Here is a 26159-nt window from a genome sequence, read left to right on the forward strand (position 1 = left end):
CCTGGCCGCGCAAGCCCGCTGGCGGGCCCGACCGCTCGCGCTCGCCGCCCTGTGCGCGGCCACCATCGGCGCCACCCGCATGGCGCTCAAGGTCCACACCATGACCGACGTCGCCATCGGCGCCGCGATCGGCGTGGCCGGCGCGCTGCTGCTGGCGCGGCTGGCCGGCGACCGCCCGGCCGCATTCAACGTCGCCGTTCCTCTTGGCGTGGGTGCCGCCGTCATCGCCGGCTTCCACGGCCTGCACATGCCCGCCGAGGCCTGGCTCCGCCAGCTCGCCGGCCTCGCCGCTACCCCTTGACGGCCTCGGCGCGCACCCGGGCCATCCAGTCGTCCAGCACGTCGCGCAGCGTCCGCTCCCAGGCGATTGCCGGCGCCCAGTCCAGCAACACCCGTGCCGCCGAGGCGTCGCCGCACGCGGTCGGGATGTCCACCGGCCGCAACAACGCCGCCCCGGTCTCCACCTCCGCGCGCACCCCCGCCAGCGCCAGCAGCGCCTGCAGGATGTCCCCGATCCGCCTGGGCACGCCCGAGGCGATGTTCAGGATCGTCCCCGCCGCGACCGCATCCGCCCGCCGCAGGCACGCCACATAGGCGTCGCACACGTCGCGCACGTCCAGGAAGTCGCGCCGCGGATCGAGGGCGCCCACCTGCAGCGACGGCGGCTGCAGCCCGGCGGCGATGCGCGCCACCTGCCGTGCGAAGGCCGGCACCACGAAGGTCGGGGTCTGCCCGGGGCCGGTATGGTTGAACGGCCGCAGCCGGACCACCCGCAGCCCGTCCGCCGCCATCGCCCCCAGCGCCAGGTCGGCGGCGGCCTTGGTCGCCGCATAGGTGTTCATCGGCGCCGGCGCCGCGCGCTCGTCCAGCGGCACGCCGGCGCGGAACGACCCGCCATAGATCTCTGCGCTCGACACGTACAGCATCGTGCAGTCCGGTGCCGCCGCCAGGATCGCGTCGCCCAGCGCCAGCGTGCCATGCAGGTTCACCCGCCAGGCATGGTCCGGGTCCTGGCGCGCCAGCGGCACCGCCGACACCGCCGCCAGATGCACGCAGGCATCCGGCCGCACCCGCGCCACCAGCGCGCGCACCGCCGCCGCATCGGTCACGTCCAGGTCCAGGTTTCCGCCCCCACACAACGTCAGCGCCGCCTGCGGGAACGCCGCGCGCAGCCGCGGCACCAGGTGCCCGGCGACGAAGCCGCCGGCGCCGGTCAGCAGGATCCTGCGTGGTCCCCCCCCGATGGCGCGCGCGTCGGTCACGTGTGCGTCAGCCGGTCCCCTCGGCCAGCGTCGCCTCGCTGGGCAACTGCACCAGGGTACGGCTGCGGTGGCGCGCCAGGTCGGCCTCCACCATCTCCGCCACCAGCTCCTCCAGCGTCACCGTCGGCGCCCAGCCCAGACGCTGCCGCGCCTTCGAGGCATCGCCCAGCAGCACATCCACCTCCGCCGGTCGCAGCAGCTCGGGGCTGGTGCGCACGAAGTCCCGCCAATCCAGCCCGACATGCGCGAACGCCATGCGCGCCAGTTCGCGGATGCTCGTGGTCCGCCCGGTCGCGACCACGTAGTCGTCCGGCGTGCCCTGCTGCACCATCAGCCACATCGCCTGCACATAGTCGCGCGCATGGCCCCAGTCGCGCGTCGCGTCCAGGTTGCCCAGCGTCAGCTCGCGCGCCATCCCCAGCTTGATCCGCGCCACCCCGTCCGTCACCCGCCGGGTCACGAACTCGATGCCGCGCAGCGGGCTCTCGTGGTTGAACAGGATGCCCGAGGACGCATGCAGCCCGAAGCTCTCGCGATAGTTCACCGTCATCCAGTGCGCGTACAGCTTGGCCGCCGCATAGGGGCTGCGCGGATAGAACGGCGTGCGCTCGTTCTGCACCTTCTCCTGGATCTTGCCGAACATCTCCGACGAGGACGCCTGGTAGAACCGCGCCTCCGGCCGGGCGATCCGCACCGCTTCCAGGATGTTCACCGCGCCGAGCCCGGTGATTGCGCCGGTCAGCAGCGGCTGCTGCCACGAGGCGTGCACGAAGCTCTGCGCGGCGAGGTTGTAGACCTCGTCCGGCTGCACCGTCTGCATGATGCGAATGGCGCTGGACAGGTCGCCCAGGTCGCCGTCGATCAGCTTTACCCGGTCGATCACGCCCAGCCAGCGCAGCCGCTCGCCGATCACGTCGGCCGAAGCCGACCGCCGCAGCAGCCCGTAGACCTCATAGCCCTTGTCCAGCAGCAGCTGCGACAGATAGGCGCCGTCCTGGCCGGTGATGCCGGTCACCAGGGCCTTCTTCATCCGGCTGTCTCCTCTTCAACTGCGCCCATACGTGTCCTCCAGCCGGACGATGTCGTCCTCGCCCAGATAGCTTCCGGACTGCACCTCGATCAGCGTCAGCGGAATGCGGCCGGGATTCTCCAGCCGGTGGACGCAGCCCAGCGGCAGGTAGATGCTCTCGTTCTCGCGCACCAGCAGCGTCTCCCCGTCGCGCGTCACCAGCGCGCTGCCGTTCACCACCACCCAGTGTTCGGCGCGATGGAAATGCTTCTGCAGCGACAGCTTCTGGCCGGGCGGCACCACGATGCGCTTCACCTGGAACCGGTCGCCCTGGATCAGGCTCTCGTAGAATCCCCAGGGCCGGTAGACGCGATTATGTGCCACCGCCTCGTGCCGGCGCGCCGCCTTCAGCCGGTCCACCACCTTCTTCACGTCCTGGGCGCGGTCGCGATGCATTGCCAGCACCGCGTCCTCGGTCACCACCACCACCGCGTCGCTGAGCCCCACCACCGCGGTCACGATGCCATCGCTGCGCACATAGCAGCGCTCGGCTCCTTCCAGCAGCACGTCGCCCATCGCCACGTTGCCGGCCGGGTCCTTGCCGCCCAGCTCCCACAGCGCGCCCCAGCTGCCCACGTCCGACCAGCCGATATCGGCCGGCACCACCGCCGCCTGGGCGGTGCGCTCGGCCAGCGCATAGTCCAGGCTGATATTCGGGCAGGCCGCGAACGCCGCCGGATCCAGCCGGATGAAATCGAGGTCCTGCGCCCGCCGCGCCACCGCCGCGCGCACCGCCTCCAGCACCTCCGGCGCGTGCCGCTCCATCTCCGCGATCAGCGTCGCCACGGTGAACACGAACATCCCGGAATTCCACAGATGCCGCCCGGACGCCACCAGCCGCGCCGCCGTCTCCGGGTCCGGCTTCTCCACGAACCGCGTCAGGTCGTGCGCGCCGGGCAGGCCGGGCAGGGCGCTTCCCACCTCGATATAGCCATAGCCCGTCTCCGGCGCCGTCGGCCGCATGCCGAACATCACCACCCGCCCGGTCCGCGCCGCGGCCACGGCCACGTCCAGCGCCGCGTGCAGCGCCGGCACGTCCTGGATCGCGGCATCCGCGGCCATCATCCACAGCACCGCGTCGGGTGCCGTTTCCGCCACCAGCAGCGCCGCTGCCAGGATCGCCGGCGCGCTGTTGCGCCCCACCGGCTCCAGCACCACCCGCGCGCCCTCGATCCCCGCCAGCCGCATCTGCTCGGCCGCCAGGAACCGGTGCTCCTGGTTGCATACCACCACCGGGGCGGCGAACCCGTCACCGAGCGCCCGGCCCGCCGTCTCCTGGATCATCGAGCGGTCGGAAATCAGCGGCCAGAACTGCTTCGGGAAGCTTTCCCGCGACACCGGCCAAAGCCGCGTGCCGGTACCGCCGGACAGGATGACGGGAACCACAGGCGAGGTCTTGCTCATACAGGGCCTTTCCGTGCGACGTGCCGGGCCAGCTATAGGCAGCCCCGCCAATGCCTGTCCAGAACCCGAGCCGGCGGGCCCCCCGGCTTGCCGCACCGCACCGCCGCTCGCATGATGCCGCCCCTCTCCAGCGATGCAGGTTGCCGCATGTCCTCCCGTCCGAACGACCCCCAGACCGCCATCCGCGCCATCACCGCCCGCATCGAGCCCGAACTCATCGAGATCCGCCGCGACATCCACGCCCATCCCGAGCTCGCCTTCGAGGAAGTCCGCACCGCCGGCGTCGTCGCCCGCGAGCTGGCGAAGCTCGGCATCCCCCACCAGACCGGCATCGCCAGGACCGGCATCGTCGGCCTCATCGAGGGCGGCCGCCCCGGCCCCGTGCTCGCCATCCGCGCCGACATGGACGCGCTGCCCATCCACGAGCAGACCGGCCTGCCCTTCGCCAGCACCATCGACGGCAAGATGCATGCCTGCGGCCACGACATCCACACCACCACCCTGCTGGGCGTCGCCGCGGTGCTGAAGGAACTCGCGCCCCAGCTCGCCGGCACCGTGAAGCTGGTGTTCCAACCCGCCGAGGAAGCCATCGGCGGCATGCAGGCCATGATCGAGGAGGGCCTGATGGAGGGGCCGGCGATCGACATGGCCTTGGGCTTCCACAACCACCCGAACACCCCGGTCGGCAGCTTCGACTACACCCGCGGCCCCGGCCTCGCCGCCGCCGACGAGTTCACGGTCACCGTGCACGGCAAGTCCGGCCACGCCGCGCATCCCTATTCCGCGGTCGACCCCATCGTCGCCGCGGCCCACCTCATCACCCAGCTGCAGACCGTGGTGTCGCGCGAGGTGAACCCGATGCACCCGGCCGTCGTCACCGTGGGCGCCATCCATGGCGGCGAGGCCTGCAACATCATCCCCGACAGCGTCACTTTCCGCGGCACCGTGCGCACCCTGCACGCCGCCGCGCGCGACACGGCCGAAGAGGCGATCAAGCGCCTCTGCGCCGGCGCGCTCGACGGCCTGCGCGTGCGCTGCGACGTCAACTACCGCCGCGGCGTCCCCGCGCTGATCAACGACGACAAGGTGCTCGACCCCACCATCGCCGCCGTCCGCCGCCAGTTCGGCGACGTCGCGCACGAGAAGGGCCCCAGCATGGGCGCCGAGGACTTCGCGCTGATGTCCCAGCTCGTGCCCAGCTTCCAGCTCGGCATCGGCTCCGGCGCCCCAGGCCGCGACGACAAGCTGCACAACTCCGCCTACCAGCCGGACGAAGCCTGCATCGGCCTCGGCGTGCAGGCCCTGTCGCGCGCGGCGCTGGAGATCCTGGGCTGATGCGCGTCTGCGTCTTCGGGGCCGGCGCCATCGGCGGCCACCTGGCCGCCCGCCTCGCCACCGGCGGCGCGGAGGTGTCCATCATCGCCCGCGGCGCCCATCTCGCGGCGGTGCAACGCAACGGCCTGCTGGTCCGCGCCCCAGACCGGGAGATGCATGTGCGCGTCGCCGCCACCGACGACCCGCGCACGCTCGGCCCGCAGGACGCCGTGCTGGTCACCGCCAAGGCCCCGGCCTTGCCGTCGGTCGCCGCCGGCATCGGCCCGTTGCTCGGTCCCGACACGCCGGTGGTGTTCGCCATGAACGGCATCCCCTGGTGGTATTTCCACGCCCATGGCGGCGCGCTCGACGGCCGCACCCTGCCGAAGCTCGACCCCGGCGACGCCGTCCGCCGCGCCATCGGCACCGCGCGCAGCATCGGCGGCGTCGTCTATTCCGCCTGCGCGGTGGTCGAGCCGGGCGTGGTCGCGGTCGAGCACAACCGCAACCGGCTGGTCCTGGGCGAGCCCGACGGCACGCTGTCCGCCCGCGCCGAGGCGATCGCCGCGCCGCTGCGCGCAGGCGGCATCCGCGTCGACGCGACCGACCGCATCCGCGACTGGATCTGGTCGAAGCTGCTGATGAATCTCAGCTCCGGCCCGGTGGCCGTGCTCACCCAGTCCGCCCCCAAGGACGTCTACGCCGAGCCCGCCTGCATCGCCGCCGCCCGCGCCATCTACGCCGAGGCCGGCGCCGTTGCCGCCGCCCTCGGCTGCACCCCGCAGATCGACGTCGAGGCCCAGCTCGGCCTCAGCCAGTCGATGACCCACAAGCCCAGCATCCTGCAGGACCTGGAACTGGGCCGCCCGATGGAGATCGACACCATCTTCGACGCCCCCCTGGAGCTCGCCTGCATGGTTGGGGTGCCCACGCCCACACTCGACCTGCTGGTGGCGCTGGCCAAGGTCCGCGCCCGCGCCGCCGGGCTGTACGGCGGATAAGGCCGGGCCGCACCCCGGCATGGCGCCGCCTGGCCGAAGCCTATAGGCTCGGCCGCGATGAAAGACCCGTACGAAACACTCGGCGTCGATCGCACGGCCTCCGAGGCTGCCATCCGCTCCGCCTATCGCAAGCTGGCGAAGCGCCATCACCCCGATCTCAACCCCGGCAAGCCGGAAGCCGCCGACGCCTTCAAGGACATCGCCAACGCCTACGCGCTGCTCTCGGACGCCGACAAGCGCGCCCGCTTCGACCGCGGCGAGATCGACGCCAGCGGCGCCGAGGTCGCGCCCGAGCGGCCCTTCTACCGCGACTTCAACGATGCCGCCCGCCACGCCCGCTACGGCGCCGGGCCGGAATTCGACCCCGACGACCTCGAATCGCTGTTCGGCCATGCGTTCCGCGACCAGTTCAGCCGCGGTTCCGCCATGCGCGGCGCCGATGCGCATTACACGCTGACGGTCGATTTCCTCGACGCCGCGAACGGCGCCGTCCGCCGGCTCACGCTGCCCGACGGGCGGACGCTCGACGTCACCATCCCCGCCGGCCATCGCGACGGTCAGGTCCTGCGGCTGAAAGGGCAGGGGATGCCCGGCATCGGCGGCGGCCCGCCCGGCGACGCGCTGATCGCGGTCGCCGTCCGCCCGCACAAGCTGTTCCGCCGCGACGGCAACGACATCGTCCTCGAACTGCCGGTCACGTTGCAGGAGGCGGTGCTGGGCGCCAAGGTCGAGGTGCCGACGATCAAGGGTCCGGTCAGCCTCAGGATTCCCGCGAAATCCACCACCGGCAAGCGGCTGATGCTGCGCGGCCGCGGCATCGTCGGCGGGCACCAGTACGTCGACCTCAAGGTCATGACCCCGACGCAGGACGAGCCCGAGCTCGCCGCCTTCCTCGAAGGCTGGAAGCCCCGCCATCGCTTCAATCCACGCGGCGGGCTTCCATGATGCGCCTCGATGCGGTCGTCGCCCTGTTCCCGGACCTCGACGCGGTCGAGCTGTCTGCCTGGATCGAGCGCCGCTGGGTCCGGCCGGATCAGGCCAGCGGCAACGGCTGGGTGTTCACCGAGATCGACATCGCTCGCGTCCGCCTCGTCCGCGACCTGCGTCACGAGATGGACATCGCCGAGGACACCATTCCGCTGGTGCTGGCGCTGATGGACCAGGTCTACGACCTGCGCCGCACGCTCGCCGCCATGGCCCGCGCCATCGAAGACCAGCCGCCGGACATCCGCGACGCCGTGCTGGCGGCCCTTCGCCGCGGCTGACGCCGCAGAAGTGCCGCTACTGGCTTGAGGACTTCTTCCCGGCCGCGTAGCCCTGCTGGTACGAGGACTGCTCGTTCTTCTTCACCTGGTCGTAGATCAGGCCGCCGACGAGGCCGGCGCCCGCACCGGCCACGGCGCCGAGGCCCGCATTGCCGCCGATCGCGCCGAGCACGGCGCCGGCGGCGGCGCCGCCGGCGGTGCCGGTCAGGGCCCGTTGCTGCGTGCTCGTCATGTTGGAGCAGCCGGCGAGCGCGATGGCGCAGGCCGCCAGGATGGAGATGGATGTGGTGCGCATGATGTCGCGGTCCCTCACTTCTTCTTCGTGCAGGGGTATTGGCTGATCATATACGCCACGACGCCGTCCGCCGGCGGCTTGGTCAGCTGGTCGGGATTGGCCTTCGCCCAGACCGTGAAGCCGGCAATCGCCTCGCTGCGCGAGGGGCCCGGGCTCGGGGGGCAGAACACAAGGCGGTTGCGCCGCGCGCGCTCCTCTTCCTCCACCACCCGATAGACGCCGACGGTGAAGCCGTGACAGAAATTGCTCGCGGCCGTGTACATCGGGTCGGCGGACGGCGCCGTGCACAGGTCGACCAGATCGGACGTCGTGCGTACCAGGAAGCTGTCCTGCGTGACCGCGGCGCGTGCGGTCGCGGGCACGAGCGCCGCGCCAAGGGCGAGGCCAACGGCCCAATGACGGATCGTCGCTTGTCGGGTCTGCATCGGTCTGGTTCTCCCGTTTCGTGGAGACATCCGGGCTGCCAGGCGCCATGGCGGACATGTCGTGCCCGCGCCGTGGGCCATCAAGTCCCGGTGGACATCGGCCACCACCGTTTCACCGGCATGTCCGGCACCCCAGGCCAGACCGCCCACCGCGGCAAAAGTCTAGCTGTGGACCTCGGCATCTTTCAACGATTCCAACACCCGGCCTTTTGACGGCCGCGTGCAACTGTTCGGCATCGGCAAGAAGCCCGCGGCCGCGCGCCGGCCGGCGCGCGCCTCAGCCGGCGCCGTCCGGGCGCAACGGCAATGCCGTCTGACCCAGCACCCACCCCTCCCAGCGCCGGATCCAGGGATCGTCGGGCGTGCCGTCAGGACGGTTGCCTGCGAGCACGTTGAGCACGCACAGCGCGCCGAGCGTGCTGTCGAACCGGTCCTCGCCAGCGGCGTCCGCGCCGAAACCGTCCGCGATCGCCGCACGCATCGCGCCCTCGGCAACGGCGCCCAGCCGGGCCAGAACGGCGCGCAACGGTGCGGCCAGCGCCACCCGGTCGGCCTGCCGCCGCTTGCTGCCCGCGAGCCGCAGCCCGAGCTGACGCAGCGCCTCCGCCGGATAGGTCTCCGCCACCGCCACCGCGCCCGGTGCCAGCAAGGCGCGAAGATCGCCCTCGAACGGCCACAGCCGCACGCTGCCCTGCGCCGGCAGCAGCAGGTCCCGCCAGGCGGAGATCGCGGCCTTGCCCGACTGGTTCGCCCCCAGCGTCCAGAACAACGGCGCCCCCGCTGGCCGCTGTGCCGTCGCCCGGTCGCAGGCCCGCGACAATCCGGCCGCCCCGCCCAGCCCGAGTGCCGCCGCATGCGCCGCCCGCCGCATGCCCGCGATCCCACGGGCGGGATAGAAGGGGCGGTCAGGGCCCACCTCGTCCAGGGTCGCGCAGACCCGGAAGAATGCCGGCCGGTCGGCCAAGGCGCGCAGGAAGGCCGGGAAATCGGGCTGCGCCGCATGCAGCGCCGCAAAGGCGCGCGGCAGGCCCAGCGGGAAATCCACCCCCAGCGCCACCGCGCCGCCGCCGGCCGCCGCGCGCAGCCGGGCCATCAATGTCGCGAGGTCGCCGACCGGGGCGGGCGCATCGAGCCGCCAGCCCGCCTTTGTCCGCCGCGCCAGGGTCATCCAGCGCTTGCGCGGGTCCACGCTCCAGTCCGCGTGTACGGCGAGTGTTGCGGTGGTCATGCCGGATGTGGAAGGGTCACGCGGGCCATGCAGGAGAGGGATAATCGTGCGCCACGATCAACGCTACACCGCAACGGCGCGCTGGCTGCATTGGCTCATGGTCCTGCTGATTGCCGCCGCCGTCCCGGTGGGCCTGTGGATGGTGTATTTCGAGCCCAGGGATGAGACCTTCAAGCTGCAGCTCTACGACCTGCATGAGGGCCTCGGCTTCACCCTCGTGCTGCTGCTGCTCCTGCGCGTCGCCGTGCGACTGTCCCGGCCGGCGCCGCCAATGCCGGGCGACACCCCGGCGCTGGTCCGGCTGCTGGCGCGGCTGAACCATTTCGGCTTGTACGTGGTGCTGCTGGCCCAGCCCGTGCTGGGCTTCCTGGCCACCAATGCGTGGGGCTTCCCGTTCCACTGGTGGGGCGTGCTGCCCATTCCCTCGCCGATCGGCCGGGACGAGGCGCTGGCGCCCATACTCTCCGCCCTGCACTGGTACGGGGCGATGCTCCTGGTCACCATGGTGGCCGCGCATCTGCTGGGCGTGGCCTACCACGCCTATGTCCGCCGCGACGGCCTGCTGCGCCGGATGCTTTGATCCGGGCGCGAGAGCCGCATCAGGCAGACGATCTGCATCTGCCTGATAATGGTGCTCATCGAAACAATAAGCCGGCGCCGCTCACAGCGGCTTTTGCGCCTTTTCCAGCAGGCGCGAGAAGAAGCCCGGCTTCTTCGGCGCCGGCGGCGGCTTGGCCGCCTCGGCGCGGACGCGGGCTTCCTGCTCGCGTTCCCGGTCCCTCTGGGACAGCCATTTCTCCAGGCTCATGCCGGCCTTGGCCGCGCGCTTGGTTTCGTAGGCCCGCTGGCCTTCGCTCATCTGCTTGGTCATCGTATCCTCGTGCGGTCGAGTCGCGTTTTGGCAGCGACCGGCCGTGGCTTCAAGCCCGCGACGCCGGCCTTTCCGGCATGACGGGGCGGCGCTCCCGTGCACGCGGCATGGGCAGGCGGCGAATCTCGGCTTCGGGACACTGGCGGTGAAAAAAGGCAGGCTGAGGGGACGATGGGCAATCTCGACGTGATGACTGTGATACTGGTCAAGCTGCTCGGGCTTGACCCGCTGAACGTGCCGGCGCCGATCTCCCTGCTCGGCTTCATCATGTCGGTGATGCTGGTCACCGGCCTGGTCTGGGCGGTCTGGAACGGCCTGCGCCTGATCGGCGCCCTGGCCGCCGACATGCTGGAGGTGCAGTCCACCACGCAGCGCATCGTCATCGCCCGCGGCCTGACCCGGCACGACTACGAGCAGGTGCGCAAAGGCATCCGCGCCTGGCACCTGCTGCTGGTCCGCTACGGCAACGACGACTACCTGCGCAGCATGGCCGGCGAGGCCGACCGCCAGGTCGGCCGCCCCCGCTACACGATCGTTCCCATGAGGCTGGCGCTGTCGCCGACCGGCGAGGTGACGCTCAAATGGTCGCTGCCGGTGCATCGCCGGCTCGGCACCCAGTTCCGCTGCTATATCGAGATCCGCCCGGGCGGTTCCGGCCCCGCGGTGCTGACCGGCATGTTGAAGCATTACGACGAGATCGAGGTGCTGGACCCCGAAGTCGAATCGCCCACCCGGGCCTATTTCCTGCTGAAGCGCTTCCGCGTCGTCACCACCGCCGAAGGCGTGCGGCAGAATTTCGTCTCCCCGGAATGACCCGGATCGGCGCAGGCAGGACCGTTCCATGATCGGCCGCCTGGTCCTCATCCTTCTGCTGCTGTGCCGGGTCCTGCCGGCCGGCGCGGCCGAGCCGGTGCTGACGCTGTCCGTCGGCGACAGCGAGCAGCGCTTCAGCGTGGCCGGATTGCTGGCCCGGCCCGATGCCGCCGATCTCGCGGTGCCGCGCGACGCGTCGTATGGCCGCGCCATGTCCTACCGCGCGGTGCCGCTGCGCGCCCTGCTGGCGATGCTGCCGCAGGGCGCCATCGACACGCTGGAGGCGCGCGCCACCGACGGCTTCGTCTCGCAACTCCCCTTCGCCATCGTGGCGGGCGGCGCCGCCATCCCCTGGATCGCCGTCGAGGACCCCGCGCATCCCTGGCCGAACTTGCCCGGCAAGGCCGTCAGCGCGGGGCCGTTCTATCTGGTCTGGGAGCATCCGGAGCGCGCCGGCATCAGCGCCGAGCAATGGCCCTATGCCTTGTCCGGCCTTGCCGGCGTGGCGCCCCCGGCGCAGCGCTGGCCGGCGCTCGCCGTCGCCGCGGCGCTGCCGCCGGATGCCCCGGCGCGGCGCGGGCAGGCGGTGTTCGCCGTGCAATGCCTGCCCTGCCACCGGCTGCACGGTGCCGGCGCCGGCGAGATGGGGCCCGACCTCGGCAGCCCGATGCCGGCGGTGCGCTACATGACCATCCCCGGCCTGCGCGCCCTGATCCGCGACCCGAAATCCGTGCGCGCCTGGCCGCAGCAGCAGATGCCGGCGTTCGACGCGGCTGCGCTGCCGGACGCCGATCTCGACGCGCTGATCGCCTATCTCCAGCACCTCGCCGCGCGATGACCGGCGCCACGGACGTCGCCATCCTCAACGGCTTCGGCCGCACCCTGGGCGACAGCATCATCGGCCTGCAGGCGTTGCACGCCGCCCGGACGCTGGGTGCGATCCCCGGCAAGCCCGTGCTGTTCCGCCTGCCGGGCCTGTCGCCGTTGATCGAGGCCGTCTACGCCGCCGCCGCCGACCTCGCGGAGGTCCGCGAGCTGCCCTGGACCGACGCGACGCCCGAGCGCCCCTTCACGCCCGCCGCTGCCTTCGCACGGGTCATCGACATCCGCGACTTCGCCTTCGACCCGGCATTCCGGGGCGCGCCGATGATCGACTACTTCCTGCGGCACCTCGGCGTGGCCCCCGCCGGCGTGCCGCCGGCGCTGAAGCGCAACGCCTGGCTGGCCCCGCGAGTCACGCTGCCGCCGCAGCCGGCGGCAGGCCATGTCCTCGTCTGCCCCCGCACCGCCAACCCGATGCGCGACATGCCCGACGCGGTGCATGCGCACATCCTCGACTGGCTCGGCACCCATACCGGCGCGCCGGTGCTGACCCAGGCCATGCTGCCGCCCGCGGGGAGCCTTGCCGAATTGTGCGGGCTGGTCGCCGCGGCCCGGCTGGTGGTCGCCGCCGACACTGCCATGGTGCACCTGGCCGATGCCTTCAGGGTGCCGTGCCTCGCCTTCTTCACCACCCACCGGCCGGAGTGGCGGGTACGCGACTACCCGCTCTGCACCCCGGTGCACCGGCCCGCCCCCGGCTTGCCGCCGGCCATCGAGTTCGTGCGCGGCCCGGACGACGTGGCGGCGGCGCAGGCCGCGTGGGGCCCCGGCCTCGCCTGGCTGGACCCCGTACTTGCGGCGGCCTGGCGCCGGAGCGAGAACCCCTGATGGCCGAAGCACGGGTGAAATCGGGGATCTGGGTGGCGATGGCGTTGCGCCTGGGCAACGCCAACGGCCGCTACGGCGCGGTCCTGCGCAAGGGCGACCCGGATGCCGGCGGCATCCTCGTGGTGCTGCGCGGGCGCAACGGCCTTTCGGTGCTGGCGCAGGTCCGCACCGCCGACGGCGATCTCGCCTGGATGCGCGGCACCGGCCCGGCCCCCGTGGCGCAGGACGCCGCCGACGCCTATGTCGCCCGTCAGGTGAAATTCGACCCCGATCTCTGGGTACTGGAATTCGAGAGCCCCGACCTGCTGCCGCCCTTCGAGGGGAAGATCCTGTAGGCAGCTAGCGGGCGTCGTGAAAGATGATCCCGGCGGTGAACCGCCGGCCGGTGCGCACCCGGCTGACGCCATGGCGCATCGCCACCCGGTAGTCGCCCCGCGTGCCCGCCACCGGCCGATGGTTCACCGCGAAGATCACCGCCTCGCCCTGCGCCAGATCGACCACCTCGGGGCGCGACTGCATGCGCGGCCGCTGCTCCACCAGAACGAAAGCGCCGCCGGTGAAGTCCCGGCCGGGCGCGCTGAGCAGGAACGCCGCCTGCAGCGGGAACGCGAGATCCCCATACAGGTCCTGATGCAGGCAGTTGTAATCGTCCGGCCCGTATTTCAGCAGCAGCGGCGTCGGGCGGGTCTGCCCCGCGGCATGGCATTGCGCCACGAAGGCGGCATGCTCGGCAGGGTATCCCCCGGCCTGCCCCAGCCGCGCCGCCCACCGGTTCGCCACCGGCGCCAGATGCGGATACAGCGACCGGCGCAGCGCCGCGACGGGCGCGGGGAGGGGGTTGGCGAAATACTGGTATTCGCCGCGCCCGAAACCATGACGCGACATCACTATTCGGCTTCGAAACATCGTGGCGTCGTCATAAAGCCCCGCGAGCGCCTCGCATTCTGCAACGGTGAGCACCGCCCCCGTCGTTGCCCATCCCGCCGAATCGAGGTCGGTTGCGATCCGATCCCAGTCCAGTGCGCCCACGCGCTGCCCGATGTCATTCATGCCGCCATCAGGACGCAGCCGCCCCACGCGCGCCATCCGGCCTGTGCTCCCACCGTTCCGCCTCCAGGCCCAGCAGCGTGATCGTCCCGGTTCGCACTGCGCCCAGCTTGCGCGCCACCGCGGCCGAGGCGGCGTTGTCCGGCAGGATGAAGCTTGCGAGCTTGGGCAGGCCGAGCGTGGCGAAGGCCCAGTCGCGGATGGCGATGCCGGCCTCGGTGACCAGCCCCTGGCCCCAGAACGGCCGGTCCAGCCCATAGGCCAGCTCCGGCTCCGGCCAGGGCAGCGGGTAGAGGACACCGGCGCGACCGGCAAAGCGGCCCGTCGCAGCCTCCTCGATGGCGAACATGCCGAAACCGCGCAGGGCCCACTGGCCGAGCATCCGCGCGATGCCGTCCCAGGTTTCCTGCCGCGTGCGGGTCGCGCCGGCGCCGAGATAACGCATCACCTCGGGGTCGGCTTGCATGGCGGCGAGGCCGTCCAGGTCGTCGGCGCGCAGGGCGCGCAGGACGAGGCGGGTTGTGCGCAGCGTCGGGATCTCGATGCGGGTCATGCGTCCTCCTAGCATGAAGGTCTGCGCAGGAGAGCCCATGCCGGATGCCGCCGAACCAATTCCGAGCACCCGCGTTCCGGAGTCGGATCGGTGGTCGCGGCCGCTCAAAGCCGCGAGTCGCAGCCAGAACCGGACGAATAATCAAGAAAAATGCGACAATTCGGGTTGTCGCGGTCACTCAACGTATCGTGATAGCCACAGCCTGTGGCAACACTGCAACAGGCGTTGCCGGAAAACGTTGCTATCCGGGCCCGAGTGGCATTCCGCGCTGGTTTCGTGCCGGCTACGTCGCTAGCTTTCGTTGCATCTGGACACGGGCGGCATGCGCAGCCCAAAGCTGGTGGCACCGGTGGCGCCACCCCGGAAATGAGGAGAGAGTTCGACATGAAGTTGCGCAATATGTTGCTGGCCGCCACCCTTCTGGCTGCGCCGGCCGTGGCACAAGCCCAGCCCGTCACCGGGATCTATATTGGCGGCGGCGTGGGCGGGAATTACACGACGGGCACCGACCTCAAGGACGTGTTCGTCAATGGCGTGGCCGTCAATGGCAGCACGCACACGGGCGGCGGCTGGGGCCCCGTGGGTGTGGCCAGCGTCGGTTACGGCTTCGGCAACGGCCTGCGCGTCGAACTCGAGGGCAACTGGCGCCAGGCGCACGAGCATATCAACGGCGGCATCTCCAACGGCGGCCTCAATGCCCAGACCTACGGCGCCATGGTCAACGCCCTGTATGACTTCGACGTCGGCTACCCGGTCTATCCGTATGCCGGTGCTGGCGTCGGCTACGAGTGGACCCGAATCCAGAATGTCACCGGCAACATCGGGGCCAATTCCGTCAACTTCGGCAGCCAGTCGAGCAGCGGCTTCGGCACGCAGGGCATCCTTGGCGTTGCCTACCCCATTCCGGGCGCGCCAGGCCTGTCGCTGACCGCCGAGTATCGGTTCCTGGCAGTCCTGAGCAATCCGAAGTTCGAGGGCACTGTCGGCGGGCTCCCTGCCGGGGCCAAGCTGGAGCACCAGTTCAACCATGCCGGCCTGATCGGCCTGCGCTACAACTTCGGCGTCACCCCGCCGGCTCCGACTCCGGCTCCCGTCGCGGCTCCGGCCCCGGCCCCGGCCCGGACCTACCTGGTGTTCTTCGATTGGGACAAGGCCGACCTGACCGCCCGCGCCCGCCAGATCATCGCCGAAGCGGCGCAGGCCTCGACCCGCGTCGCCGTGACCCGGATCGAAGTTTCCGGCCACGCCGACCGGACCGGCAGCGCGGCCTACAACCAGACGCTGTCCCTGAAGCGTGCGCAGAACGTGTCGGCCGAGCTGGTGCGTCTGGGCGTGCCCCAGAACATCATCACGGTGCAAGGCTTCGGCGACACAAGGCCGCTGGTGCCGACCGCCGCCGGCGTTCGCGAGCCGCAGAACCGCCGCGTCGAGATCGTCCTGAAGTAAGCCTTCCGACAGGAATGTGCGAAGCCTACGGAACCGGCCCGAAAGGGCCGGTTCTTTTTTGTTCGCGCGGCGGGCCTTGCCGGCCGCCGCACAGGACACACTTGCGTCCGCTCTTTCGCCCGGATTCCAGGCGCCCCAAACGCAAAAGGGGCGCCCTGCGGCGCCCCTCGGTATCGCGGGCCATGGGCCCGGTCGTGCGCCGGTTGCCGGCCTTGCTGCTACTTCTTCTTGGTGGCCGCAGGCTTGGCCGCCGGAGCGGGTGCGTTCGTGCATTCCTGGACCGCCATCGACTGCTGGATCGGCTTGGCGGCCGCGAAGGCGGGAAGTTCGGCACTGCTCTTGAGCGCCATGACCTCGTCGAACATGCCCAGATTGGCTTCGCAGAACGCCGTGCCCGACTTGATGCCCAGCTGTGACTGCGCGTTGGCCAGCTGGGTGATGTAGTCGTCGTGCTCCTGTTGCGCGCGGCGGCCATAGGCGCGGCCGAAGAAGCCGGTCAGCGATTTCTCGCCGCTCACCAGGTCGGGGCGGAAGCGGTTGACGAAGGCGTTGTACTTGTCCTCCGCCTTGCAGGAGATGGCGGTCACCATCAGCTGGCTCTTGAGGCCGGACAGGTCGAAGGCGACCTTCTCGGGCGGGCGCACGCAGACCGGCGCGTTCTGCGCCGGCGGGACTGGCTTCGGCGGCACGAAAGCGGCGACCGGGGGCGCAGGCGGTGGCGAATCCTTGCAGCCGACCAGCCCGACGGCAAGAAACATGGCGAGTAGAACGCGCATCAGCAACTCCAGGGGAAAGGGTATGCGACTCGAAAGCCGGCTCGGCACGGTGGGACGGTTGAGACGCGGGGCGAGGTAAACTGCCTGCCGCACGGATTTGCAACCGAAAATGGCGACTCGTCGGGGGCGCCGGCTCCCCTCAGCCAGCGCCGACGATTGCAAGGTTCTGTTTCATCAGCACCGAGACATGGGTTGCATTATGCGCGATGCTGTTATGCTTCGCTCCTGGACCACCGTCGCGAGACCCCGCCAGAGGACACGAGCAGCCCGTTCATGCAGAGCAGCCCCGCCGATCCGTTCCGCGACTACGATCCAGGCCCTTATTTCTGTGAACTCGCGACGGAACGGACCGGTGATGGCGGCGCCCGGGACGTGGTGCGTGGCCGCATCGGCGCGATCGGGCTGGACGCGCTGCGCGCCAGGGCGGCCGCGGCGGAGAACGACCTGATCAATCTCGGCATCACCTTCACGGTCTATTCCGAGGCGAGCGCCATCGACCGCATCCTGCCGTTCGACTGCATCCCGCGCATCCTCACCGCGGCGGAATGGCGCACGCTGGAAGCCGGGGTGCAGCAGCGCGTCGCCGCCCTCAACCTGTTCCTGCACGACATCTACCACCGCCGCGCCATCCTCAGGGATGGCGTGGTTCCCGCCGACCTCGTGCTGGGGAACAGCAACTACCGCCCGGAAATGGAGGCGTTCCCGGTCCGCTTCGGCACCTACGTTCATATCTGCGGCACCGACATCGTGCGCGACGCGGAAGGGCGGTTTCTGGTGCTGGAGGACAATGCCCGCACCCCGTCCGGCGTCTCCTACGTGGTCGAGAACCGGCATTTGATGTCGCGCACGTTCCCGGACCTGATGGCCGGCGTGCGGCTGCGCCCGGTGGACGATTACGGCCGCCGCCTGCTGGAGGCGATGAGCGAGATCGCGCCCGAGGGCGTGGACAACCCGCAGGTCGTGCTGCTGAGCCCCGGCATCTACAACTCCGCCTATTTCGAGCACGTGTTCCTGGCACGCGAGATGGGCGTTCCCCTGGTCGAGGGCGCCGACCTCGTCGTGGAGGACGAGCGCGTGTGGATGCGCACCACCGGGGGGCGGCGGCCGGTGCACACCATCTATCGCCGCATCGGCGACGATTTCCTGGACCCCACGGTGTTCCGCCCGGACAGCCTGCTGGGCGTGCCCGGCCTGATCGGGGCATGGCGGCGCGGCAACGTGACCCTCGCCAATGCCGTTGGCACCGGCGTTGCGGATGACAAGGCGGTCTATGCCTACATGCCCCGCATCATCAAATACTATCTCGACCAGGAGGCGATCCTGCCCAACGTCGAAACCCATATCTGCCGCGAGCAGGCGGGGCTCGCCTACACGCTCGCCAACCTGGACAACCTTGTTGTCAAGCCGGTCGGCGAGTCCGGCGGCTACGGCATCACCATCGGCCCGCGCGCGACCCGTGCCGAGATCGCGGCGGCCCGGGCCGCCCTGATGGCCGATCCGTCGAACTGGATCAGCCAGCCCATGATCGGCCTGTCGGTGGCGCCGACGCTGACCGACACCGGTATCCGCCCACGCCATCTGGACCTGCGGCCGTTCGCGGTGACCGGGAAGACCACCTGGGTGCTGCCCGGCGGGCTGTCGCGCGTGGCGCTGCGGGAGGGCAGCCTGGTGGTGAACTCGTCGCAGGGCGGAGGATCGAAGGACACCTGGGTGCTGATGGACGAAGGGGAAGCGCCGTGATGACGCGCGATACCCCGCTGCTGGCGCGCTATGCCGAGGGTCTGTTCTGGATGGCGCGCTACCTGGAGCGGGTCGAGAACCTGGCGCGGTTGGTGGACGTGACGCAGACCTTCGAGAGCCCGGGCCATGAGATCGAATCCTGGTTCGCACTGGTGCGGATCAACGCCGACGAAGCGGGGTTCGCCAAGCGCGGCCTGATCCCCACCGCGGAGTCGGTGAAATTCTTCTACCTGCTGGACCACGACAATCCGACCAGCATTCCCGCCAGCCTGGAAGCCGCGCGGACGAACGCCCGCACGCTGCGCCCGCTGATCTCGACCGAAATGTGGACGCAGCTGAACGTGTTCCACCGCGACATGACCCGGATCGCCGAGGCCGAATTGCAGGGCGACCGGCTGTCGCGGCTGTGCGGCCGGATCAAGGAGGGTGTGCAGGCCCATACCGGCATTACCGACGGCACATTCTTCCGCGACCAGGGCTGGTTCTTCTACCAGCTCGGCCGGCTGATCGAGCGGGCGGACCAGACCACGCGCCTGCTCGACATCCGCTATCACCTGCTGATGCCCGCCGCCGGCGAGGAGCGGCGCATCGCCGAACTGACGCAATGGGGCAACGTGGTGCGCGCCGCCGCCGGCTATCACGCCTTCCGCCGGGTCGCTCCGCCCGGCTTCACGCCGGCGGACGTGGTGGCGTTCCTGATCACCGACACGGCGTTCCCGCGCAGCGTCGGGTTGTGCGTGACCCAGATGGAGTGGTGCCTGACCCAGCTTCGCCGCCGCTATGGCCTGCGCGGCACGGTGGCGGCGCTGGAGCGGGTGGAGGATTTGCGCGCCGGGATCGTCGGCCGCCCGGTGGAGCAGATCATCGCCGACGGGCTGCACGAGTTTCTCGACCGCGTGCAGAGCGATCTGATCCAGCTGGCCAGCGAGATCGGCACCGCGTTCTTCCGCGACTGGCGGCCGCTGGCGGACGGGCAGGGGCAAAGCCAGAGTCAGAGCCAGACCGCGGCTTGACGCGGCGCGGCTTCGTCCGCTCCATCGGATGATGAACGCATCGCTGTCGTCGCTGCTCGCCTATGGTTTCGTGCTGGGCTGGTCGGTCGCCTGGCCGCCGGGCCCGATCAACGCCGAGATCGCCCGCCGCTGCCTCGCCCGCGGATTCTGGGCCGGCTACGGCCTGATCCTCGGCGCCACCTGCGGCGACGTGATCTGGGCGCTGGTGGTGGCGCTGGGAATCGGCGTGCTGCTGCAGGGGCCGACGATGCACTTCGTGCTCGGCGTCGTCTCGGTGGCGTTGCTGCTGTTCCTCGCTTTCACCTTCCTGCGCGGCGCGTGGCGCAGCCTGGGCGGCGCATCGGCGGCCACCGCGCGCTTCGAGAGCAGCCGGGCAAGCTTCGCGCTTGGCATCACATTGGCGCTGACCAGCCCCTGGAACATCGCCTTCTGGCTGGCCGCGATCGGCCGGCCAGAAATGACGCAACTCGGCCTCGCTGCCCTGCTGGTCGTGGTTGCCGCGGTGGTCGCGGCGGTGCTGACCTGGGGCTTCGTCTGGTCCGGCATCGTGTTGGTGCTGCGCCGCACCGCCTCCGGCCGCGCCTGGGACGTGATCGTGCGGGCGCTGACGGGGTTGCTGATGCTGTATTTCGCCGCCACATCGGCGCAGCGCCTGCTGACCGGCTGAGGTGGCGGCGGGCTGCAATCGGCGGCGGCGCACACGATATCAGGCGGGAGAGGCCCGTGGAGGCCGGGGGCGCCAGCCTGCCGCTGAGTGAAGGCAACGCGCGGATGGCACGCACCAGGCGCTCCGGGCAGTGTGCGGACATGCCGGCCGTGCCCCGCATGGGCGCCCGGCCACCAGACAAGGGGACCGTCATGAGCACGCTCGACGACACACGCTGGGATCTCGTCAGCCGCCGCCAGCCGGCCGACTTCCTGTATGCCGTCACCACGATGGGGATCTATTGCCGTCCGGGTTGCCCCTCGCCGCGGCCCAAGCGGCAGAACGTCACCTACTTCCTGAGCTGCGCGCAGGCCGAAGCCGAGGGGTTCCGCGCCTGCAAGCGCTGCGACCCGAAAGGCGAGCGCCGGGCGATCGCGCAGGAGGTGGTGCGCGACGCCTGCGCCTTCATCGAGGCGGAGGAGACGATCCCCTCGCTGGAGTCCTTGGCCAGGCGCTCCGGCTATTCCCGATTCCACTTCCTGCGCCTGTTCCGCGAACATACCGGCCTCACGCCGCGCAGCTACGCCGAAGGAGTGCGCGCCCGCCGGCTGCACGCCTCCCTGGTGTCGGGCGCGCGGGTGGCCGACGCGGTGGCCGAGGCCGGCTATGGCTCCGAATCGCGAGTCTACGAGGACACCGGCAAGCTGCTGGGCATGACCCCCGGCGCGCTGCGCCGGGGCGGGGTGGGCGAGACCATCCGCACCGCGCTGGCCGACTGCCCGTTCGGGCGCCTGCTGGTAGGCGCGACGGAGACCGGCGTGTGCTTCCTCGGCTTCGCCGAGCCGGACGACGCCCTGCTGGGCGACCTGCGCCGCCGCTTCCCCAAAGCCACCATCGTCGCCGATGACGCCGCGCTGACCGGAACCGTCGAGGCTATCATCGATTTCATCGAGGAACCGAAGGCCGCCCTGTCGCTGCCGCTGGACCTGCGCGGCACTGCCTTCCAGCTGCGGGTGTGGGAGGCACTGCGCCAGATCCCGCCAGGCGAAACCCGCACCTACGCCGACCTCGCGCGCATGATCGGCAATCCCGCGGCCATCCGCGCCGTCGCCCGCTCCTGCGCCACCAACCCCGTCTCGCTCGCCGTGCCCTGCCACCGCGTCATCGGCAGCGACGGCGACCTGACCGGATACCGCTGGGGCGTCCCCCGCAAACGCACCCTCCTCGCCCGCGAACGCGCCCTCGCGACCGCCGCAGAGTAGGGATGACGGCGGTTCGGAGGAGGAAAGAAAGGCCAGGGCTCTGCCCTGGACCCGCCAAGGGGCAGAAGCCCCTTGGCGGGTCCAGGGGCGGCGCCCCTGGCCTTTCTTTCCTCCTCCGCACCGCCGCCGTCCCTATGCGCCGCGGGCGGCGGTGCGGAGGAGGGAGGCGATTTCGAAGACGATGGTGATTTGGTTGGCCAGGGATTCGAAGCGCTGGAACTGTGTCAGGGGTGGGCGTGGTGGGCCGATGTCGAAGCGGCGGTGTGTGGCGAAGGCCAGCAGCACTTCGCCGCGATCGAAGCCGATCGACACGGTGGCGCCTTCGATCAGCCCCGCGATGCGCAGCATGGCGCGGCGTGTGGCCGGGTCCAGCCGGCGTTGGGCCGTGGCCAGATTGTCGGCTTCCAGGGTGAAGACGGTGTCGAAGGTGTCGTCGCCGGTGCCGGCGGCGGTGCGGCTGGCGATGTGGGGCAGCAGGCGGAAGCGCGCGGAGGGGGTGGGGTCGGTGAAGCGCATGACGATGCCGTCCAGCCGGACCCGGGGCCGGGCCGAGGCGGGCGCGCCGGCGGGGCGTTCGGCCAGCACGCCGGCGGCGAGGTCGAATGCCAGCCCCTCGGCGCGGCCGGTCAGGCGATCTTCGAGCTGTTTGTCGTTGCAGCCCGCGAGGCCGAGGATGGCGAATGGCGCGAGCGGGAATGCGGCGCCGTCGCGGGCGTAGGTGAAGCCGAGGAAGCGTGCGAGGACTTCCAGCATGCGGCGCCGGGCAGCATCGGGGGGACGGTGCGCCATGACCCGGACGATCAGCAGGGTGGCGGCGCCCAGCAGCACGGCGGCAAGCACCGGGATGTTGTTGCCAGTGCTGCGCCAGGCATAGGCGAGGACGGCGGCGGCGAGTCCCAGGCCGCCGGCCAGCACCAGCCAGCGGTTGCGGCGTCCGGCGGCGGCCCTGGCGTCCTCGGCTGCGAGCCATGCCGCGAGTTCGCGGTCGTAGAGCTCTCGAAGGCCGGCGAGGGAGCCGCCGGCATCGGTCATTTGACGTGGGCAACGCGCAGCGCGTTGGTGGTTCCGGGCTGGCCGAATGGAACGCCGGCGATGACGACGACTTCGGTGTCGTGCCCGCTGAAGCCTTCCTGCAGCGAGATGCGCGTGGCCTTTGTCACCGTCTCGGTCATCGAATGGGTTTCCGGTGTGACCACCGCGTGGACTCCCCAGACGAGGGCGAGCCGGCGCGCGGTTTCGGCCGCGGGGGTCAGGCCGATGATGGGGGCTTCCGGGCGTTCGCGTGCAACGCGCAGCGCGGTGCTGCCGGAGGCGGTGAAGGCGCAGATGGCCGAGGCGCCGATGGTGTGCGCCACCTGGCGGGCGGCGGCGGAGATGGCGTCGGCGGCGGACCGCTCCGGCGCCGGGCGCGAGGTTTCGATGGTCTGGCGCCAGCCGGGATCCTGCTCCACGCGGGCGACGATGCGGTCCATGATGTTGACGGCTTCGTAGGGGTATTGGCCGGCCGCGGTCTCGGCGGAGAGCATCACCGCGTCGGCGCCGTCGAACACCGCGGTGGCGACGTCGGAGGCTTCGGCGCGGGTGGGGGCGGGGGCGCTGATCATGCTTTCCAGCATCTGGGTGGCCACCACCACCGGGCGGCCCATCTGCCGGGCGGCGCGGACGATGCGCTTCTGCGCCAGCGGCACTTCCTCGGGCGGCAGCTCCACGCCCAGGTCGCCGCGCGCGACCATGACGGCATCGGACAGGGCGAGGATGGCGTCGAGATTGTCCAGCGCCTGCGGCTTTTCCATCTTCGTCATGATCCAGGCGCGGCCGGCGGCGATGTCCTTCGCCTCGGCCACGTCCTCCGGCCGCTGGACGAAGGACAGGCCGATATAGTCCGCGCCATGCTCCAGCGCGAAGGCGAGGTCCTCTCGGTCCTTCGGCGTCAGCGCCGGGATCGGCAGCACCATGTCCGGCACGTTCACGCCTTTGCGGTCCGACAGCGGGCCGCCGACGGTGACTTCGGTCTCCAGATGGTCGTCGCGCACGCGGACCACCCGCAGGCGCAGCTTGCCGTCGTCCAGCAGCAGCGAGGTGCCGATCGAGGCGGCGGCGATGATTTCGGGGTGCGGCAGGTTGACGCGGGTGACGTCGCCGGGGGTAGGGTTGAGGTCGAGCTGGAATTTCTGGCCGGTCTGCAGCTGCACGCGGCCGGCCTGGAAGCGGCCGACACGCAGCTTCGGCCCTTGCACGTCGGCGAGGATGCCGATGGGGCGGTCGAACTTCTCCTCGAGGTCGCGGATCATGGCGATGCGCGCGTAGTGGTCGTCGTGGCTGCCGTGGCTGAAGTTCAGGCGGAAGACGTCCGCGCCGCCCTGGAACAGGCGGGCCAGCACTTCGGGGGTGGAGCTGGCCGGGCCGAGCGTGGCGATGATCTTGGTGCGGCGGCGGCGGCGGATCTTGACGCGGGCAGACATCGGCAATTCCCCTCAGGCGACCAGGATGGCGCGGATATCGTTGACGTTGGTCAGCGTCGGCCCGGTGCGGACCAGGTCGCCGACGGCGTCGAACAGGCCGTAGCTGTCATGCGCGGCCAGGACGGCACGGGGGTCAAGCCCGGCGGCGCGGGCGCGGGCCAGCGTGTCGGGGGCGACGATGGCGCCGGCCGTGTCCTCGGTGCCGTCGATGCCGTCGGTGTCGCCGGCGATGGCCCAGACGTTGGGGGTGGCGGCGAGGGCGAGGGCGAGGCCCAGCAGGAACTCGGTGTTGCGGCCGCCGCGGCCGGCCGGGCCCTGGCCGATGGTCACCGTGGTCTCGCCGCCCGACAGCAGCACCGCGGGCGCGGGCAGCGGCAGGCCGTGGCCGCGGATCGAACGGGCGATGCCGGCCATGACGGTGCCCATCTCCCGGCTTTCCCCCTCCAGCGCGTCGCCCAGGATCAGCGGGGTCAGGCCGTGGCTGCGGGCGGCGGCGGCAGTGGCCTGCAGGGCCATGGCGGGGGTGGCGATCATGCGGAATTCGGCATGGGGCAGGCTGCCGGGCTTGGGCGTCTCGTCGGCGTCCTGCGCCAGGCGGGCGGCGATAGCGGGGGAGGGGGTGATGCCGTAGCGGGCCAGCAGGGCACGGGCGTCGGCGAAGGTGGTGGGGTCGGGCACGGTGGGGCCGCTGGCGATCACCGCGGGGTCGTCGCCGGGCACGTCGCTGATGGCGAGCGTGACCACGCGCGCCGGCGCGGCGGCGGCGGCGAGGCGGCCGCCCTTGATGCCGGACAGATGTTTCCGCACCGTGTTCATTTCGTGGATCGTGGCGCCGGAGGCGAGCAATGCCTTGTTGATCGCCTGCTTGTCCGCAAGCGCGAGCCCGGGGGCGGGCAGCGCCATCAGCGCCGAGCCGCCGCCGGAGATCAGCGCCAGCACGAGGTCGTCGGCGGTCAGTCCCTGCACGGCGTGCAGGATGAAGCGGGAAGCGGCCTCGCTGTTGGCGTCGGGCACCGGGTGGGAGGATTGCATCACCTTGATGCGCTGCGTCGGCACGGCGTGGCCGTAGCGGGTGACGACGAGGCCGGACAGGTCCGTATCGGGCCAGGCCCGTTCCACCGCCTGCGCCATCACCGCGGCCGACTTGCCGGCACCGACCACGACGACGCGCCCGGGCGGCTTGTCCGGCAGGTGGCGGGCCAGCACCTTCAGCGGGTCGGCGGCGGCCACGGCGGCGTCGAATATTCCGCGCAAGGCCGCCCTGGCGCGCGCGTCGTCCCACTCCATGCCCGTCTTTCCTCGTCCACTCGACTTGGGGGAGTATGGCGAAGCGCAGCACGCCGCGCCATGTATGGCGTGTGAACAGGAGCCCGCGATGCCCGTACCCGACATGGACGAGAAGACCCGCACCGAGCTGGAAGCCGCCGCGTTCCGCCGGCTGGTGGAACATCTGCGCGAGCGCACGGACGTGCAGAACATCGACCTGATGAACCTGGCCGGGTTCTGCCGCAACTGCCTGAGCCGCTGGTATCGCGAGGCCGCCGCGGCGCAGGGGCTGGCCCTGGCCGACCCCGATGCGCGCGAGATCGTGTACGGAATGCCGTACAAGGAATGGCAGGCGAAATACCAGAAGGAAGCCAGCGCCGAGCAGAAGGCGGCACTTGCCAGGTCGCACCCGGGTCATTGACCAGAGTGGTCCGCGCCGCTAAGCCCGCCGCCCCATTACGGACAAGGGAGGCGCGCATGGCCCCGGACGCGACAGGTGTCGAGAAAGTCGAAGAGAATGCCCAGTGGGGCAACATCGCGGCCGACCGCCTGCGCAGCCTGATCGAGCGGATCGAGCGGCTGGAAGAGGAAAAGAAGGCGCTGTCCAGCGACATCAAGGACATCTTCGCCGAGGCCAAGAGTGCCGGCTTCGATGTGAAGGTGATTCGCCAACTGATCCGCATCCGCAAGCAGGAGCCCGCCGAAGTCGAGGAGCAGGAGACCCTGCTGGACGTCTACCGCCGCGCGCTCGGAATGTAGCGGCGGCCGAAGTTCAGAAGCGGATCGGCGGCTTTTCGATCCGCGGCTCTGCTCCATTCCATTGATAGAGCGCGTGATTTCGTCAGGCGGGCCAGTTCTGGTCCGCCTGATGTCGTTTGTGCGCCTGACAGCGCCTGTCCCGGGCCGGCACATTCCGCTTGCGCGAATCAAATACATAAACGTATGTTTATGTGTCGATGGTCCCGCGCGAGCGGGTGAAAAGGGAATGCCGTGAGCCCCGGCCGGATTCGTTCCGGGGGCAAGTCGGTGGCTGCCCCCGCAACTGTCAGCGGTGAGCCACCGGCCCATCTGCCTGCTGCCCGGAGTCGGGCGCGGGCAGGCCACTGGACCCGTCGGGTTCGGGAAGGTCGGGCCGATGGCGGCGATCCGCGAGCCAGGAGACCTGCCATCGTCGCGCGAGCAAGCGCCGCCGGGCGGGGTGTACCGGGGGCAGGAGACGGATGATGACGACCACCCCTGACGGCCGCACCGGCCAGCCAAACGCCCTTTCCCGGCACGCGCCGCGGCGCGG

General features: G+C 70.8%; 30 protein-coding genes and 1 riboswitch. Of the genes, 17 read left to right on the plus strand and 13 right to left on the minus strand.

The window, feature by feature from the left end:
* Positions 1 to 301, plus strand: a 301-nt coding sequence (locus OL599_RS22370) for a phosphatase PAP2 family protein (RefSeq protein WP_264716249.1), incomplete at its 5' end; no start/stop codon positions are given.
* Here OL599_RS22370 and OL599_RS22375 read toward each other — a convergent pair.
* From OL599_RS22375 to OL599_RS22385, 3 genes are read right to left on the minus strand one after another with little or no spacing between them, the layout of a single operon-like run.
* The gene (locus tag OL599_RS22375; RefSeq protein WP_264716250.1) at positions 291 to 1262 is read right to left on the minus strand and encodes a GDP-mannose 4,6-dehydratase; all 972 of its coding nucleotides are present in this window, start codon (positions 1260 to 1262) and stop codon (positions 291 to 293) included. The two genes, OL599_RS22370 and OL599_RS22375, sit on opposite strands and share 11 nt — an antisense overlap.
* A 7-nt stretch (positions 1263 to 1269) precedes the next feature.
* Positions 1270 to 2292, minus strand: a complete 1023-nt coding sequence (gene gmd, locus OL599_RS22380; protein ID WP_264716251.1) for a GDP-mannose 4,6-dehydratase — start codon at positions 2290 to 2292, stop codon at positions 1270 to 1272.
* A gap of 15 nt (positions 2293 to 2307) precedes the next feature.
* The gene (locus tag OL599_RS22385; protein ID WP_264716252.1) at positions 2308 to 3735 is read right to left on the minus strand and encodes a mannose-1-phosphate guanylyltransferase/mannose-6-phosphate isomerase; all 1428 of its coding nucleotides are present in this window, start codon (positions 3733 to 3735) and stop codon (positions 2308 to 2310) included.
* 147 nt (positions 3736 to 3882) lie between these two features.
* On the opposite strand from OL599_RS22385, the gene OL599_RS22390 reads away from it, so the two are divergent.
* Genes OL599_RS22390 through OL599_RS22405 form a run of 4 tightly spaced genes read left to right on the plus strand, consistent with a single transcriptional unit; the run spans position 3883 to position 7315 of the window.
* The gene (locus tag OL599_RS22390; RefSeq protein ID WP_264716253.1) at positions 3883 to 5070 is read left to right on the plus strand and encodes a M20 metallopeptidase family protein; all 1188 of its coding nucleotides are present in this window, start codon (positions 3883 to 3885) and stop codon (positions 5068 to 5070) included.
* Entirely contained in the window at positions 5070 to 6050 is a 981-nt protein-coding gene (locus OL599_RS22395; protein WP_264716254.1) for a ketopantoate reductase family protein, read from the plus strand. The genes OL599_RS22390 and OL599_RS22395 overlap by 1 nt, the downstream gene beginning before the upstream one ends.
* Before the next feature lie 57 nt (positions 6051 to 6107).
* On the plus strand, positions 6108 to 6995 hold the full coding sequence (locus OL599_RS22400) for a J domain-containing protein (protein WP_264716256.1): 888 nt from the start codon (positions 6108 to 6110) through the stop codon (positions 6993 to 6995).
* Positions 6992 to 7315 (plus strand): chaperone modulator CbpM, encoded by a 324-nt coding sequence (locus OL599_RS22405; RefSeq protein WP_264716257.1) that lies wholly within the window; start codon positions 6992 to 6994, stop codon positions 7313 to 7315. Before OL599_RS22400 ends, OL599_RS22405 begins: the two co-directional genes overlap by 4 nt.
* A gap of 16 nt (positions 7316 to 7331) precedes the next feature.
* Here OL599_RS22405 and OL599_RS22410 read toward each other — a convergent pair whose 3' ends face one another.
* The 3 genes from OL599_RS22410 to OL599_RS22420 form a co-directional block, all read right to left on the minus strand.
* A complete protein-coding gene (locus OL599_RS22410; RefSeq protein WP_264716258.1) occupies positions 7332 to 7610 on the minus strand; it encodes a glycine zipper family protein in 279 nt (92 codons plus the stop codon).
* 14 nt (positions 7611 to 7624) lie between these two features.
* The gene (locus OL599_RS22415; protein WP_264716259.1) at positions 7625 to 8035 is read right to left on the minus strand and encodes a Rap1a/Tai family immunity protein; all 411 of its coding nucleotides are present in this window, start codon (positions 8033 to 8035) and stop codon (positions 7625 to 7627) included.
* 277 nt (positions 8036 to 8312) lie between these two features.
* Positions 8313 to 9263, minus strand: a complete 951-nt coding sequence (locus tag OL599_RS22420) for a DUF429 domain-containing protein (RefSeq protein ID WP_264716262.1) — start codon at positions 9261 to 9263, stop codon at positions 8313 to 8315.
* Positions 9264 to 9309: 46 nt separating this feature from the next.
* Here OL599_RS22420 and OL599_RS22425 point away from each other — a divergent pair, with 46 nt between their 5' ends.
* Positions 9310 to 9843, plus strand: a complete 534-nt coding sequence (locus OL599_RS22425) for a cytochrome b (protein WP_264716263.1) — start codon at positions 9310 to 9312, stop codon at positions 9841 to 9843.
* An 81-nt stretch (positions 9844 to 9924) separates the two neighbouring features.
* On the opposite strand, the gene OL599_RS22430 is transcribed toward OL599_RS22425, so the two are convergent.
* The gene (locus tag OL599_RS22430) at positions 9925 to 10134 is read right to left on the minus strand and encodes a hypothetical protein (RefSeq protein WP_264716264.1); all 210 of its coding nucleotides are present in this window, start codon (positions 10132 to 10134) and stop codon (positions 9925 to 9927) included.
* Between the two features lie 189 nt (positions 10135 to 10323).
* Here OL599_RS22430 and OL599_RS22435 point away from each other — a divergent pair, with 189 nt between their 5' ends.
* Genes OL599_RS22435 through OL599_RS22450 form a run of 4 tightly spaced genes read left to right on the plus strand, consistent with a single transcriptional unit; the run spans position 10324 to position 12992 of the window.
* Positions 10324 to 10947 carry a hypothetical protein gene (locus tag OL599_RS22435; RefSeq protein WP_264716265.1) on the plus strand — a complete coding sequence of 208 codons (624 nt, stop codon included), beginning with the start codon at positions 10324 to 10326 and terminating at the stop codon, positions 10945 to 10947.
* A 28-nt stretch (positions 10948 to 10975) separates the two neighbouring features.
* Positions 10976 to 11785 carry a cytochrome c gene (locus tag OL599_RS22440; protein WP_264716266.1) on the plus strand — a complete coding sequence of 270 codons (810 nt, stop codon included), beginning with the start codon at positions 10976 to 10978 and terminating at the stop codon, positions 11783 to 11785.
* Complete coding sequence (locus OL599_RS22445) at positions 11782 to 12657, plus strand: glycosyltransferase family 9 protein (RefSeq protein ID WP_264716267.1); 876 nt, start codon at positions 11782 to 11784, stop codon at positions 12655 to 12657. Before OL599_RS22440 ends, OL599_RS22445 begins: the two co-directional genes overlap by 4 nt.
* Positions 12657 to 12992, plus strand: a complete 336-nt coding sequence (locus OL599_RS22450) for a DUF1491 family protein (RefSeq protein WP_264716268.1) — start codon at positions 12657 to 12659, stop codon at positions 12990 to 12992. The genes OL599_RS22445 and OL599_RS22450 overlap by 1 nt, the downstream gene beginning before the upstream one ends.
* A gap of 4 nt (positions 12993 to 12996) precedes the next feature.
* Here the strand turns inward: OL599_RS22450 and OL599_RS22455 are convergent, their stop codons facing one another.
* Together OL599_RS22455 and OL599_RS22460 are read right to left on the minus strand one after the other, a co-directional pair.
* The gene (locus OL599_RS22455; RefSeq protein WP_264716269.1) at positions 12997 to 13707 is read right to left on the minus strand and encodes a 2OG-Fe(II) oxygenase; all 711 of its coding nucleotides are present in this window, start codon (positions 13705 to 13707) and stop codon (positions 12997 to 12999) included.
* Between the two features lie 7 nt (positions 13708 to 13714).
* Positions 13715 to 14257 (minus strand): GNAT family N-acetyltransferase, encoded by a 543-nt coding sequence (locus OL599_RS22460; RefSeq protein WP_264716270.1) that lies wholly within the window; start codon positions 14255 to 14257, stop codon positions 13715 to 13717.
* Between the two features lie 399 nt (positions 14258 to 14656).
* Here OL599_RS22460 and OL599_RS22465 point away from each other — a divergent pair, with 399 nt between their 5' ends.
* Positions 14657 to 15703, plus strand: a complete 1047-nt coding sequence (locus OL599_RS22465) for an OmpA family protein (protein ID WP_264716271.1) — start codon at positions 14657 to 14659, stop codon at positions 15701 to 15703.
* A 218-nt stretch (positions 15704 to 15921) separates the two neighbouring features.
* Here the strand turns inward: OL599_RS22465 and OL599_RS22470 are convergent, their stop codons facing one another.
* A complete protein-coding gene (locus OL599_RS22470; RefSeq protein WP_264716272.1) occupies positions 15922 to 16479 on the minus strand; it encodes a hypothetical protein in 558 nt (185 codons plus the stop codon).
* A 273-nt stretch (positions 16480 to 16752) separates the two neighbouring features.
* Here OL599_RS22470 and OL599_RS22475 point away from each other — a divergent pair, with 273 nt between their 5' ends.
* The 4 genes from OL599_RS22475 to ada all read left to right on the plus strand — a co-directional run bounded on the left by OL599_RS22475 (position 16753) and on the right by ada (position 21140).
* Positions 16753 to 18219, plus strand: coding sequence for a circularly permuted type 2 ATP-grasp protein (locus tag OL599_RS22475; RefSeq protein WP_264716273.1), 1467 nt, complete (start codon positions 16753 to 16755; stop codon positions 18217 to 18219).
* Positions 18219 to 19232, plus strand: coding sequence for an alpha-E domain-containing protein (locus OL599_RS22480; protein ID WP_264716274.1), 1014 nt, complete (start codon positions 18219 to 18221; stop codon positions 19230 to 19232). The genes OL599_RS22475 and OL599_RS22480 overlap by 1 nt, the downstream gene beginning before the upstream one ends.
* 31 nt (positions 19233 to 19263) lie before the next feature.
* The gene (locus tag OL599_RS22485) at positions 19264 to 19899 is read left to right on the plus strand and encodes a LysE family translocator (RefSeq protein ID WP_264716275.1); all 636 of its coding nucleotides are present in this window, start codon (positions 19264 to 19266) and stop codon (positions 19897 to 19899) included.
* 191 nt (positions 19900 to 20090) lie between these two features.
* The gene (ada, locus tag OL599_RS22490; RefSeq protein WP_264716276.1) at positions 20091 to 21140 is read left to right on the plus strand and encodes a bifunctional DNA-binding transcriptional regulator/O6-methylguanine-DNA methyltransferase Ada; all 1050 of its coding nucleotides are present in this window, start codon (positions 20091 to 20093) and stop codon (positions 21138 to 21140) included.
* A 132-nt stretch (positions 21141 to 21272) separates the two neighbouring features.
* Here the strand turns inward: ada and OL599_RS22495 are convergent, their stop codons facing one another.
* From OL599_RS22495 to OL599_RS22505, 3 genes are read right to left on the minus strand one after another with little or no spacing between them, the layout of a single operon-like run.
* A complete protein-coding gene (locus tag OL599_RS22495; protein ID WP_264716277.1) occupies positions 21273 to 22172 on the minus strand; it encodes a hypothetical protein in 900 nt (299 codons plus the stop codon).
* The gene (gene pyk, locus OL599_RS22500; RefSeq protein WP_264716278.1) at positions 22169 to 23602 is read right to left on the minus strand and encodes a pyruvate kinase; all 1434 of its coding nucleotides are present in this window, start codon (positions 23600 to 23602) and stop codon (positions 22169 to 22171) included. The genes OL599_RS22495 and pyk overlap by 4 nt, the downstream gene beginning before the upstream one ends.
* Before the next feature lie 12 nt (positions 23603 to 23614).
* Positions 23615 to 24889 (minus strand): glycerate kinase type-2 family protein, encoded by a 1275-nt coding sequence (locus OL599_RS22505; RefSeq protein ID WP_264716279.1) that lies wholly within the window; start codon positions 24887 to 24889, stop codon positions 23615 to 23617.
* Between the two features lie 88 nt (positions 24890 to 24977).
* On the opposite strand from OL599_RS22505, the gene OL599_RS22510 reads away from it, so the two are divergent.
* Both OL599_RS22510 and OL599_RS22515 read left to right on the plus strand, forming a co-directional pair.
* Complete coding sequence (locus OL599_RS22510; protein WP_264716280.1) at positions 24978 to 25289, plus strand: DUF1244 domain-containing protein; 312 nt, start codon at positions 24978 to 24980, stop codon at positions 25287 to 25289.
* A 56-nt stretch (positions 25290 to 25345) separates the two neighbouring features.
* A complete protein-coding gene (locus OL599_RS22515) occupies positions 25346 to 25627 on the plus strand; it encodes a DUF2312 domain-containing protein (protein WP_264716281.1) in 282 nt (93 codons plus the stop codon).
* Between the two features lie 181 nt (positions 25628 to 25808).
* Positions 25809 to 26052: riboswitch (cobalamin riboswitch) on the plus strand.
* Positions 26053 to 26159: the final 107 nt, after the last annotated feature.

Origin of the sequence: Limobrevibacterium gyesilva (assembly GCF_025989185.1) — a bacterium.
In the GTDB taxonomy this organism is placed as follows: Bacteria; Pseudomonadota; Alphaproteobacteria; order Acetobacterales; family Acetobacteraceae; genus Limobrevibacterium; species Limobrevibacterium gyesilva.

Excerpts from the sequence above, each read along its gene's own strand:
- OL599_RS22505 (WP_264716279.1), bottom strand. The coding sequence starts at position 24,889 with ATGGAGTGGGACGACGCGCGCGCCAGGGCGGCCTTGCGCGGAATATTC.
- OL599_RS22420 (WP_264716262.1), bottom strand. The coding sequence starts at position 9,263 with ATGACCACCGCAACACTCGCCGTACACGCGGACTGGAGCGTGGACCCG.
- OL599_RS22390 (WP_264716253.1), top strand. The coding sequence starts at position 3,883 with ATGTCCTCCCGTCCGAACGACCCCCAGACCGCCATCCGCGCCATCACC.
- OL599_RS22450 (WP_264716268.1), top strand. The coding sequence starts at position 12,657 with ATGGCCGAAGCACGGGTGAAATCGGGGATCTGGGTGGCGATGGCGTTG.
- OL599_RS22435 (WP_264716265.1), top strand. The coding sequence starts at position 10,324 with ATGACTGTGATACTGGTCAAGCTGCTCGGGCTTGACCCGCTGAACGTG.
- OL599_RS22455 (WP_264716269.1), bottom strand. The coding sequence starts at position 13,707 with ATGAATGACATCGGGCAGCGCGTGGGCGCACTGGACTGGGATCGGATC.
- OL599_RS22470 (WP_264716272.1), bottom strand. The coding sequence starts at position 16,479 with ATGCGCGTTCTACTCGCCATGTTTCTTGCCGTCGGGCTGGTCGGCTGC.
- ada (WP_264716276.1), top strand. The coding sequence starts at position 20,091 with ATGAGCACGCTCGACGACACACGCTGGGATCTCGTCAGCCGCCGCCAG.
- OL599_RS22480 (WP_264716274.1), top strand. The coding sequence starts at position 18,219 with ATGACGCGCGATACCCCGCTGCTGGCGCGCTATGCCGAGGGTCTGTTC.
- OL599_RS22495 (WP_264716277.1), bottom strand. The coding sequence starts at position 22,172 with ATGACCGATGCCGGCGGCTCCCTCGCCGGCCTTCGAGAGCTCTACGAC.
- OL599_RS22515 (WP_264716281.1), top strand. The coding sequence starts at position 25,346 with ATGGCCCCGGACGCGACAGGTGTCGAGAAAGTCGAAGAGAATGCCCAG.
- OL599_RS22430 (WP_264716264.1), bottom strand. The coding sequence starts at position 10,134 with ATGACCAAGCAGATGAGCGAAGGCCAGCGGGCCTACGAAACCAAGCGC.
- OL599_RS22410 (WP_264716258.1), bottom strand. The coding sequence starts at position 7,610 with ATGCGCACCACATCCATCTCCATCCTGGCGGCCTGCGCCATCGCGCTC.
- OL599_RS22400 (WP_264716256.1), top strand. The coding sequence starts at position 6,108 with ATGAAAGACCCGTACGAAACACTCGGCGTCGATCGCACGGCCTCCGAG.
- OL599_RS22445 (WP_264716267.1), top strand. The coding sequence starts at position 11,782 with ATGACCGGCGCCACGGACGTCGCCATCCTCAACGGCTTCGGCCGCACC.
- OL599_RS22385 (WP_264716252.1), bottom strand. The coding sequence starts at position 3,735 with ATGAGCAAGACCTCGCCTGTGGTTCCCGTCATCCTGTCCGGCGGTACC.
- OL599_RS22440 (WP_264716266.1), top strand. The coding sequence starts at position 10,976 with ATGATCGGCCGCCTGGTCCTCATCCTTCTGCTGCTGTGCCGGGTCCTG.
- OL599_RS22485 (WP_264716275.1), top strand. The coding sequence starts at position 19,264 with ATGAACGCATCGCTGTCGTCGCTGCTCGCCTATGGTTTCGTGCTGGGC.
- OL599_RS22510 (WP_264716280.1), top strand. The coding sequence starts at position 24,978 with ATGCCCGTACCCGACATGGACGAGAAGACCCGCACCGAGCTGGAAGCC.
- pyk (WP_264716278.1), bottom strand. The coding sequence starts at position 23,602 with ATGTCTGCCCGCGTCAAGATCCGCCGCCGCCGCCGCACCAAGATCATC.
- OL599_RS22475 (WP_264716273.1), top strand. The coding sequence starts at position 16,753 with ATGCAGAGCAGCCCCGCCGATCCGTTCCGCGACTACGATCCAGGCCCT.
- OL599_RS22415 (WP_264716259.1), bottom strand. The coding sequence starts at position 8,035 with ATGCAGACCCGACAAGCGACGATCCGTCATTGGGCCGTTGGCCTCGCC.
- OL599_RS22465 (WP_264716271.1), top strand. The coding sequence starts at position 14,657 with ATGTTGCTGGCCGCCACCCTTCTGGCTGCGCCGGCCGTGGCACAAGCC.
- gmd (WP_264716251.1), bottom strand. The coding sequence starts at position 2,292 with ATGAAGAAGGCCCTGGTGACCGGCATCACCGGCCAGGACGGCGCCTAT.
- OL599_RS22460 (WP_264716270.1), bottom strand. The coding sequence starts at position 14,257 with ATGACCCGCATCGAGATCCCGACGCTGCGCACAACCCGCCTCGTCCTG.
- OL599_RS22405 (WP_264716257.1), top strand. The coding sequence starts at position 6,992 with ATGATGCGCCTCGATGCGGTCGTCGCCCTGTTCCCGGACCTCGACGCG.
- OL599_RS22395 (WP_264716254.1), top strand. The coding sequence starts at position 5,070 with ATGCGCGTCTGCGTCTTCGGGGCCGGCGCCATCGGCGGCCACCTGGCC.